A 9,828-nucleotide genomic window follows, 5' to 3' on the forward strand; every position below is an offset into this window, starting at 1 on the left:
CCGTGCGGGGCCCCGCCGTACACCGCGTCGGTCCAGGCAAGCGAGCACGTCACGACCCAGGGGCACTTGGCGCAACCCCTTGCGCGACACACCCTCCCTCCCAGGCCTTATTGAAGGGGTGTGGCATGGGTTGGCGCGGCGGGTGGGTGATGTCCTTGCTGGTGGTGGGGGTGGGCTGCGGCGGGGCGCTTCCCGAGGAGCAGACGGAGGCAGGGCTCGCACAGGAACCCACCTTTGCGCCAGAGGTGACAGCGGAGGGCCTCTGCCTTCCCACCGCCGCGGGCACCCAGCGGGTGAAGAGCATCCTGCCTCCTTCGGAGCTGGGCATCCCGCGCTTCGCGATGGGGCCGGGCGGCTTCGTGGACTTCCAGGGGACGCTGCACTTCGCGGTGAACTACGAGGATGGCCGCCGCGGCCTGTGGCGGAGCACCGGCACGGACGCGGGCACCACGGAGGTGAAGGGCTTCCCGGCGACGGCGGGCAGCGGGACGCCGCTGTTGTCGCAGCTCACCGCCACCCCGGCGCGGCTCTTCTTCCAGGCGCCGGACGCGACGCACGGCGCCGAGCTGTGGGTCAGTGACGGGACGGAGGCCGGCACCCGGATGGTGAAGGACCTGACGCCGGGCGTGGAGGACTCGTACCTGACGCACCTGACGGCGGCCGGCTCCACGCTGGTCTTCTTCAAGGAGACGTACGACGCCTCGGTGTCCACCACGCGCTATGAGCTGTGGAGGTCGGACGGCACCGCCGCGGGCACGGTGCGCGTGCGCGACTTCGGCACGGGCGTGGACGTGAGCTACCTGGACGCGAAGCAGGGCAACGCGCTGCTGTTCTTCGTGCGCGAGCTCCAGGGCGCCACCTCCCTGTGGCGGACGGACGGCACCCCCGCGGGCACCTTCCAGCTGAAGCGGCTGGATGCGGGCCCCGACACCTACCCGAACGACGTGCGCACCACCGGCGCGCTCACCCTCTTCAAGCTGGATGAGTCGAGCGGCCTGTCGGAGCTGTGGAAGACGGACGGCACGGCGGGCGGCACGCTGCGGCTGGCGTCCTTCGGCTCCACGCGCGCGATGCGCGTGCTGGGCGCGCTGGGCACGTACGCGTACGTCACGACGACGTCCTACAGCACCCAGTACATGGTCATCTACCGCGTGCCGCTCACGGGCGGGAACCCGGAGCCCGTGGTCACCCTGCCCAACGACTACGCGTCGCAGGGCGAGGCGTTCCCATACATCGAAGCCGTGAGCCAGGTGCCGGGGGGCAGGAAGCTGTACTTCGCCGTGGCCATTGGCAGCAACGGCCCCGCGCCCCGCGACACGCAGCTGTGGGTGACGAACGGCACCGCCGGGGGCACCACGCTGCTGCGCCGGCCGCTCAGCCTGTCGGACGAGTACGGCTCGCCCGTGTACGCGGCGGCGGACAACCTGGTCTTCTTCGCCTCGGAGGAGATGCTCCCGGTGGGCCTGGAGCCCTGGGTGAGCAACGGCACGGCGGCCGGGACGCGCCGCCTCAAGGACATCGCGTCGCAGGGGACCACGCGGTCCTCCTATCCGCGCGAATTCTTCCGCCTGGGCAGCCGCGTCTATTTCAGCGCCTATGACGACACGCTGAACGCCCAGCTCTGGTCCACCCAGCTCAGCCACGCCTGCATGGCGCCGGAAGACACACAGTAGGCGCATGGTGCCTCCCCGCCCGGGCTCCAGGCGGGTGGCCGTGCCGGGCGGAGGCGTGGGTGTTAGTAACCGCCTCATGCCCACCGTCAGTGACAGCGCGCGCAGCGCGGGACTCCGCCTCGAACGCAGCCGGGCCTCCCGTCAGTTCGAGGGTCACGGCTTCCGCAACACCGCCCCCGTGGGGGCCGGCATCCAGGGGAGCGCGCTGCCCCTCCTGGGCGAATACTTCTTCGGCGGCACGCAGCGCACGCCGCCCGCGCCGCTGCCGGTGGATGATCCGCGCGGCGCCTGGGCCCGCGCGCCGGACACCGGCCTGCGCGTCACCTGGCTGGGCCACAGCACGATGCTGCTGGAGGTGGACGGGGCGCGCGTGCTGACGGACCCCGTCTTCGGCGACCGGGTCTCGCCCGTGTCCTTCGCGGGCCCCAAGCGCTTCCACGCCACGCCCGTGCCGCTGGACGCGCTGCCGGACCTGGACGCGGTGCTGGTGTCGCACGACCACTTCGACCACCTGTGCCGGAGCACCATCCAGGCGCTGGCGAAGCGGCGGGTGCCCTTCGTCACCGCGCTGGGCGTGGGGCGCCACCTGGAGGCCTTCGGCGTGGCGCCGGAGCTCATCACGGAGCTGGACTGGTGGGAGGAGCACCGCGTGGGCCCGGTGTCCTTCCGCGCGGCGCCCGCGCAGCACTTCTCCGGCCGCGGCCTGGGCGACCGCAACAAGACGCTGTGGGCGTCGTGGGTGCTCACCACGGACAAGCACCGGCTGTTCTTCAGCGGCGACACCGGCCTCACCCCGGAGTTCGAGGAGATTGGCCGGAGATGCGGCCCCTTCGACCTGGTGATGATGGAGGTGGGCGCGTTCCACCCGAGCTGGGGCAGCATCCACCTGGGCCCGGAGAACGCGCTCAAGGCGCACGCGATGCTGGGCGGCGGCACGCTGATGCCGGTGCACTGGGGCACCTTCAACCTGGCGCTGCACGCGTGGGACGAGCCCGTGGAGACGCTGGTGAAGCTGGCCACGGAGCAGCAGGTGCGCCTCTTCACGCCGGGCCTGGGCCGGAGCCTGGAGCCCTCGCGCGTGGAGGGCGTGACGCCGTGGTGGCGCGACGTGGGCGAGCCCCGCCTCGTTGCCCCGGCTGGCGCCGTGACGTGAAGGCCGCGTGACGCCAGGACTCGACGCCCACCCGACACCCGGGCGTAGAGTCCCTGGCCATGCGCCCCTCCCTCCGGCTCCCCGTCGCGCTGGCCCTGGCCGTCCTGCTGTCGCCGCTGCTGGCGTGCGACCCCGCGGCCGGGGAGCCATCCCAGCCAGAGGATCCAACCCCTGGCGTGACGAAGAGCGCGAAGCGGGGACTCGGGTATGGCTATCACTCGGCGGAGGACCTGAAGGCGCTCTCCCCGGGGATGAGCTGGTGGTACAACTGGTCGCCCAAGCCGGAGAGCGGCGCGGCCAGCGTCTACGTCTCGGAGAAGGTCTCCTTCGTGCCCATGGCCTGGGGCGGCACGCCCACGGTGGCCCAGCTCGAGTCGGAGATTCCCGCGGGCGCGCAGCACCTGCTGGGGTTCAACGAGCCCAACTTCAAATCACAGGCGAACAAGACGCCCCGCCAGGCCGCGGCGCTCTGGCCCGTGCTGGAGGAGGTGGCCCGCCGCAAGGGGCTCAAGCTGGTGTCCCCGGCGGTGAACTACTGCGGCGACTGCGTGTCGGAGGACGGCGTCACCTTCACCGACCCCGTGGTGTACCTGGATGCCTTCTTCAAGGCCTGCGCGAACTGCCAGGTGGATGCCATTGCCATCCACTGGTACGCGTGCGACCTGAGCGCGCTCAAGTGGTACGTGGGGCAGTTCAAGAAGTACGACAAGCCGCTCTGGCTGACGGAGTTCGCGTGCGGCGACATGAAGCCCTCCACCGCAATCACCGTGGACGTGCAGAAGAAGTACATGGTGGATGCCATTGGCTATCTGGAGACGGAGCCCGCCATCGAGCGCTACGCGTGGTTCTCCGGGCGCAACAACGAAATCCCCTCCATCAACCTGCTGGGCGCCTCCGGTGAGCTGACCGAGCTGGGCCGCCTGTACGTCACGCTCGCCGCCGGGGCCGAGAAGCAGTCACCCTGACCGGGTGAGGTTCCAACCTACACACAGGGTTGGACAGACGCGAAGACGTCTATTCGGTGGTCCCGGGATTCTGGGGCTAAGGTAGACGGCCCATGACGCTCGACGCGGGGGACACCTTCGGGAGGTATGAGCTGGTGTCCTGGCTAGGCCGGGGCGGCATGGCGGAGACGTGGCATGCCCAGCTGGTGGGCGCGGCGGGCGTCACCAAGTCCGTGCTGATCAAGAAGGTCCTCCCGGAGTACGCGGACGACGAGGCCTTCATCTCCATGTTCATCAGCGAGGCGCGCATCTCCGCCACGCTGTCCCACGGCAACGTCGCGCAGGTCTTCGACTTCGGGCAGGTGGAGGGCGAGTACTTCCTCGCCATGGAGTTCGTCGACGGCAAGCCGCTCGACAAGGTGCTCAAGCGCGCGATGCGCAGCGGACTGCCCGCGCTGCCCATCCCCGTGGCGGTCTTCATCGCGATGGAGATGTGCCGGGGCCTGCACTACGCGCATTCGCGCACGGACAGCAGTGGGAAGCCGCTGGGCATCGTCCACCGCGACATCTCTCCGGACAACGTGCTCGTCAGCTACGAAGGCCAGGTCAAGATCGTCGACTTCGGCATCGCCAAGGCGCAGCTGCAACGGGGGTTCAAGACCGCGCCGGGCGTGGTGAAGGGCAAGTACCTCTTCTTCTCCCCGGAGCAGGCGCGTGGTGAAGAGGTGGATGCGCGCACGGACGTCTGGGCCACGGGTGTCGTGCTGTATGAGTTGCTGTGCGGCCGGCTGCCCGTGGATGGTCCGCCGCATGTCGTGATGATGAAGGTTGCTCACGGTGAGATTCCGCCGTTGAGCCAGCTGCGGCCGGACCTGCCGGAAGCGCTCAACCGCATCGTCCTCCAGGCGCTGAGCCCGGATCCGGAGCAGCGCTTCGCCACCAGTCACGCGTTCGGGGATGCGCTGGCGGGCTTCCTGTATGCGAATCATCCGCGCTTCTCGTCATTGAGCCTCGCGCACCTGCTGAGGGTGCTGTTCCGGGGCGACCTGTTGAACGAAGGCCGGGAGCTGGCGGTTCCCGACGACTTCCTGGCGGAGCTCAAGGCCTGGCGGAACCCCGTGACGCCGGACCAGCTCCCCACGGTTCCCCACCTCCGGGCCATCCAGACGCCTCGGCCATCCCCCGCGCCGGTCGTCGTCACGCGCGAGTCCCAGGAGGAGGCGGCGCCGGATGTGCCCACGGCCGAGATCGCGCCGGTCCGCCGCTCCCGCTCGCCATGGGTGGGACTCGCGGTGGGGAGCATGGCCCTGCTCGCGCTGGGCGGTGGCGTCTGGTGGACACAGCTCCGGCGCGCACCGGAAGTCCCGCGGGGAGAAAACTCCAGCGTGCCGCCCGTGGTGGCGGCGGCACCTGCAGCCGTGGAGCCCGTGGTGGCGGATGCGGGAGTGACTCCGGAGCCACCGCCGCCTCCGCCCTCGCCCCCGGCAGCCATTGCGTGGAGTGATGCCCGGGTGCGCACCCTGCTCGACGAAGTGTATCGCCTGAGCAAGAACAGCAAGGAACTGACGCGGGCCGCGAAGCTGGTCCAGACCTGCGTGGACGCGGTGCCAGACAACGTGGACTGCCGGCTGGCGGCGGGCCTCACCTACGAACGGCTCCGTTCCATCGACAAGAGCGTGAGCCATTACCAGGCCTTCCTGCAGAACGCGCTCCCCACCGATCTCCGGCGGAGCGCGGTGAAGGATCGACTGTCGGCCTTGCTTCAGCGCAAACCCCAAGCGCAGACGCCCGCCAACGAGGCGGAGCTGGAGTCCTCCCGAAGCGCTGTCCTGATGCACCTGACACGAGGCCGCCAGAAGGAAGCGCTGGACGCCGCAAACCAATGCGTGGCGCGGCTCCCCCGGGAGCCGGACTGTCACCTGTTACAGGGTGACGTCCTGGCGAAGATGAATCAGGTCTCGGAGAGCGCGCGAAGCTATGAGCGCTTCCTGGCGTTCGCGCCCGCGAATCATCCGCGACGTCCCGATGTCTTGCAGAAGCTCGTCGAGCTGCGGGCGACCGGCGCCACGGACTGACCCGGTTTCACGCCGTCACAGGGGGCCTGCATTCGGGGCTTCCCAGGTTCCGGATAGGATGCGCGCACCATATGGAACTGCAAGCCGGAGATACCTTCGGAAGGTATGAGTTGGTGTCCTGGCTGGGCCGGGGCGGCATGGCGGAGACCTGGCACGCCCAACTGGTAGGCGACGCAGGTGTCACCAAGCCCGTGCTCATCAAGAAGGTCCTCCCCGAGTACGCCAACGACGAGGCCTTCGTCTCCATGTTCATCAGCGAGGCGCGCATCTCCGCCACGCTGTCCCACGGCAACGTCGCCCAGGTCTTCGACTTCGGCCGCGTGGAGGGTGAGTACTTCCTGGCCATGGAGTTCGTGGATGGCCAGCCGCTGCACCGCGTCCTCAAGCGCGCGCAGAGGAGCGACCTGGGCCGGATGCCCATTCCCATCGCGGTCTTCATCGCGATGGAGATGTGCCGGGGGCTGCACTACGCGCACACGCGCACGGACGGCAGTGGCCGGCCGCTGGGCATCGTCCACCGCGACATCTCTCCGGACAACGTGCTGCTGGGCTACGAAGGTCAGGTCAAGATCGTCGACTTCGGCATCGCCAAGGCGCAGCTCATCCGCGGCATCAGCACGGAGCCCGGCGTGGTGAAGGGCAAATTCCACTTCTTCTCTCCGGAGCAGGCGCGCGGAGAGGGAGTGGATGCGCGCACGGACGTCTGGTCCACGGGTGTCGTGCTCTATGAATTGCTCTGCGGGAAGCTGCCGGTGGAGGGCCCGCCGGCCGTGGTGCTGAGTCGCGTTGGGAACGGTGAGATTCCCTCGCCGGCCACGCTCCTGCCGGACCTCCCGAAGGAATTGAATGACATCGTGATGAAGGCGCTGACGCCGGACCGCCAGCGGCGCTTCGACTCCAGCCACGCGTTCGGGGATGCGCTGACGGCGTTCCTGTATGCGAACTTCCCGCGCTTCTCTTCCATGAGCCTCGCGCACCTGTTGCGAGTGCTGTTCAAGGAGGACCTGACGCAGCATGGTCGCGAGCCGTCCGTCCCGGGCTCCTTCCTGGAGGACCTGAAGGCGTGGAGCAAGCCGGCCGCGCCAGCGAAGCCCGTGGCCCCACCCCTGGTGCTCCAGCGGCAAACCCGGCCCGTCCGGGCGGTCAATCCGCCGGCCATGGCAACGCCAGCGCCGCGGGCCCCCACGACGTCTCCTGCCACCTCGAGCCCGCTGCGCACCGGGTTGAAAGTGGGAGGGCTGCTTGCCGTGGCCGCGGGCCTGTTGCTCCTGTGGAGGCATCAGACGGCCATGCAGCCCATGGAAGAGCCTCCTCCCGTGCCCGTGGCGACCCTGGAGCCACCGCCCGAGCCGACTCCCACACCGGTCGCCGACGTGGCGCCACAGCCCTCGGCGCCCTTCAAGGAGGTCATGGACCTGCAGCAGCAGATCCAGGCGCTGATCGAGGAGAAGGACTACGACGTGGCGCTCGTGAAGGCCCAGCTTTGCATCAAGCTCGATCCCACCTTCCCGGAGTGCGAGCGGTACCTGGGCTTTCTCTACGCGGAGCTCGGCAACGCCACGCTGAGCGAGGAGCACTACAAGGCCTACGTGAAGCTCGCAGCCCAGGATGATCCCACCCGGGCACGGGCCATGGAGGAGCTCGGGAAGTCCGGCGACGCGGGTTGAGCGGTCAGCCTTTCCACTCGCTGACATCCCAAGCAGCCAGGCAGAAGAAAGGCAGCCTCGATTCTGCCATCCATGGAATCTGGGTTTAGAGTGTCTGCCCCATGGCACTCCAGGCGGGCGATGTCTTCGGGCGGTACGAGCTGGTCTCCTGGCTGGGCCGGGGCGGCATGGCGGAGACGTGGCGCGCCCAGCTGGTGGGCGACGCGGGCGTCACCAAGCCCGTGCTCATCAAGAAAGTGCTTCCCGAGTACGCCAACGACGAAGCCTTCATCTCCATGTTCATCAGCGAGGCGCGCATCTCCGCCACGCTGTCCCACGGCAACGTGGCCCAGGTCTTCGACTTCGGCCGCGTGGATGGGGAGTACTTCCTGGCCATGGAGTTCGTGGATGGCCAGCCGCTCCACCGCGTCCTCAAGCGCGCGTTGAAGAGCGACCTGGGTGCCCTGCCTGTTCCTGTCGCGGTCTTCATCGCGATGGAGATGTGCCGGGGGCTGCACTACGCGCACACGCGCATGGACAACAGCGGCCGGCCGCTGGGCATCGTCCACCGGGACATCTCCCCGGACAACGTGCTGCTGGGGTACGAGGGCCAGGTCAAGATCGTCGACTTCGGCATCGCCAAGGCCCAGCTCATCCGGGGCTTCAAGACGGCGCCCGGCGTGGTGAAGGGCAAGTACCTCTTCTTCTCCCCGGAGCAGGCGCGCGGAGAGGACGTGGACGCACGCACGGATGTCTGGGCCACCGGCGTCGTGCTGTATGAATTGCTCTGCGGGAAGCTGCCCGTGGAGGGGCCTCCACACGTGGTGATGATGCGCGTGGGGCGGGGAGAGATTCCCGCGCCGAGCGTGCTCCGGCCGGACCTGCCGAAGGAATTGAATGACATCGTGATGAAGGCGCTGACCCCGGACAGGGAGCAGCGCTTCGAATCCAGCCACGCGTTCGGGGATGCGCTGGCGGGGTTCCTGTATTCGAGCTTCCCGCGCTTCTCCGCCATGACCATCGCGCACCTGCTGAGGGTGCTCTTCCGGGGGGACCTGGCGCAGGAGGGCCGCGAGCTGTCCGTGCCGGGCTCCTTCCTGGAGGAACTGAAGTCCTGGCGCGTGCAGACCGTGCCGGAGGAGCCGGTAACACCGCTGCCCTCCGCCGAACGCCAGACCCGGCGCGTCCGGCCTGTGAACCCGCCGGTCACGGCGACAACGGCGCCGACGCGGCCTCTGTCCATCGTGGCGTCCTCTGGAACCTCACGCCCGCTGCTCTACGGGTTGAGCGCGGGAGGATTGCTGACCGTGGGGGCATGCGTATGGATCTTGTTGAATACGCACTCGCCCGAGACCTCCGTAGGGGCTCCACCGCCCACGCCCATTCAGCAACCGTTTGCCGTGACGGGAGTGAGTCCCACCCAGCCCGACAAGAAAGAGTCCCAGACAAACGCTCCCGTGACTCCCCCGGTTGCTGGTGCCGACAACATGGGCACCATCTCGATAGCGGAAGTCTCCACCGTCCACGAGATGACGCTCTACATCCGCGACGCCATCACAGAAGACAAACTAGACGAAGCACTCGCCACGGCGAATCGCTGCATCAAGATGTTTCCCAACAACCCACGCTGCCGGACTGCGCTTGACCTCGTTCAGTCAAAATACGGCGACACGCAGCCGCCAGCCGACACAGCCACAACAAGGCCGCCCTCTCGCGCTGGCGCCAGCTCAAAAGGCTCTACCTTCCTTCCGGCGGACATCAACGAAGTCCGCTCCATCGTCGACAGACTCAACAAAGAAGGCCGGATACATGAGGCCCTGGCGGTAGCCCAGGCTTGCGCGGACAGGGACCCGAAGGTCCCTGAATGCCATCTCATGCTTGGCGTGCTTTATGCCAAGCTCAATGACCGTGAGCGGAGCGACAAGGCTTACGAACGGTTCTTGACGCTCGCCCCTCCTGACCACCGCCTCCGGGCACGTGTCGTCGACATCCTGAGCCGCTCCTCCCAGTAGAAGGCCGATCCCACAGAACTGTTTCGCATCCTGAGGACATCTGGCTTTAGGATGCCCGCCCCATGGCACTCCAGGCAGGCGACGTCTTCGGTCGGTACGAGCTGGTCTCCTGGCTGGGCCGGGGCGGCATGGCGGAGACGTGGCGCGCCCAGCTGGTGGGCGACGCGGGCGTCACCAAGCCCGTGCTCATCAAGAAAGTGCTTCCCGAGTACGCCAACGACGAAGCCTTCATCTCCATGTTCATCAGCGAGGCGCGCATCTCCGCCACGCTGTCCCACGGCAACGTGGCCCAGGTCTTCGACTTCGGCCGCGTGGATGGGGAGTA

General features: G+C 68.3%; 6 protein-coding genes and 1 pseudogene. All 7 read left to right on the forward strand.

The window, feature by feature from the left end:
* The first annotated feature begins 125 nt into the window (after window positions 1-125).
* On the forward strand, window positions 126-1,673 hold the full coding sequence (locus tag D7X30_RS23835) for an ELWxxDGT repeat protein (RefSeq protein WP_120565234.1): 1,548 nt from the start codon (window positions 126-128) through the stop codon (window positions 1,671-1,673).
* A 76-nt stretch (window positions 1,674-1,749) separates the two neighbouring features.
* On the forward strand, window positions 1,750-2,826 hold the full coding sequence (locus tag D7X30_RS23840) for an MBL fold metallo-hydrolase (RefSeq protein WP_120565235.1): 1,077 nt from the start codon (window positions 1,750-1,752) through the stop codon (window positions 2,824-2,826).
* Between the two features lie 59 nt (window positions 2,827-2,885).
* Complete coding sequence (locus tag D7X30_RS23845) at window positions 2,886-3,791, forward strand: glycoside hydrolase family protein (protein WP_120565236.1); 906 nt, start codon at window positions 2,886-2,888, stop codon at window positions 3,789-3,791.
* Window positions 3,792-3,883: 92 nt separating this feature from the next.
* Window positions 3,884-5,845 carry a serine/threonine-protein kinase gene (locus D7X30_RS23850; protein ID WP_120565237.1) on the forward strand — a complete coding sequence of 654 codons (1,962 nt, stop codon included), beginning with the start codon at window positions 3,884-3,886 and terminating at the stop codon, window positions 5,843-5,845.
* A 71-nt stretch (window positions 5,846-5,916) separates the two neighbouring features.
* Window positions 5,917-7,512: a serine/threonine-protein kinase gene (locus tag D7X30_RS23855; protein WP_120565238.1), complete on the forward strand. Its 1,596-nt coding sequence runs from the start codon at window positions 5,917-5,919 to the stop codon at window positions 7,510-7,512.
* 101 nt (window positions 7,513-7,613) lie between these two features.
* The gene (locus D7X30_RS23860) at window positions 7,614-9,503 is read left to right on the forward strand and encodes a serine/threonine-protein kinase (protein WP_120565239.1); all 1,890 of its coding nucleotides are present in this window, start codon (window positions 7,614-7,616) and stop codon (window positions 9,501-9,503) included.
* 62 nt (window positions 9,504-9,565) lie between these two features.
* A pseudogene (locus D7X30_RS23865) lies at window positions 9,566-9,828 on the forward strand (serine/threonine protein kinase); the annotation flags it as partial.

It is taken from the genome of Corallococcus sp. AB011P (genome assembly GCF_003611605.1).
In the GTDB taxonomy this organism is placed as follows: domain Bacteria; phylum Myxococcota; class Myxococcia; order Myxococcales; family Myxococcaceae; genus Corallococcus; species Corallococcus coralloides.

Coding starts and splice junctions, on each gene's coding strand:
- D7X30_RS23835 (WP_120565234.1), top strand. CDS start 126: ATGGGTTGGCGCGGCGGGTGGGTGATGTCCTTGCTGGTGGTGGGGGTG.
- D7X30_RS23840 (WP_120565235.1), top strand. CDS start 1,750: ATGCCCACCGTCAGTGACAGCGCGCGCAGCGCGGGACTCCGCCTCGAA.
- D7X30_RS23845 (WP_120565236.1), top strand. CDS start 2,886: ATGCGCCCCTCCCTCCGGCTCCCCGTCGCGCTGGCCCTGGCCGTCCTG.
- D7X30_RS23850 (WP_120565237.1), top strand. CDS start 3,884: ATGACGCTCGACGCGGGGGACACCTTCGGGAGGTATGAGCTGGTGTCC.
- D7X30_RS23855 (WP_120565238.1), top strand. CDS start 5,917: ATGGAACTGCAAGCCGGAGATACCTTCGGAAGGTATGAGTTGGTGTCC.
- D7X30_RS23860 (WP_120565239.1), top strand. CDS start 7,614: ATGGCACTCCAGGCGGGCGATGTCTTCGGGCGGTACGAGCTGGTCTCC.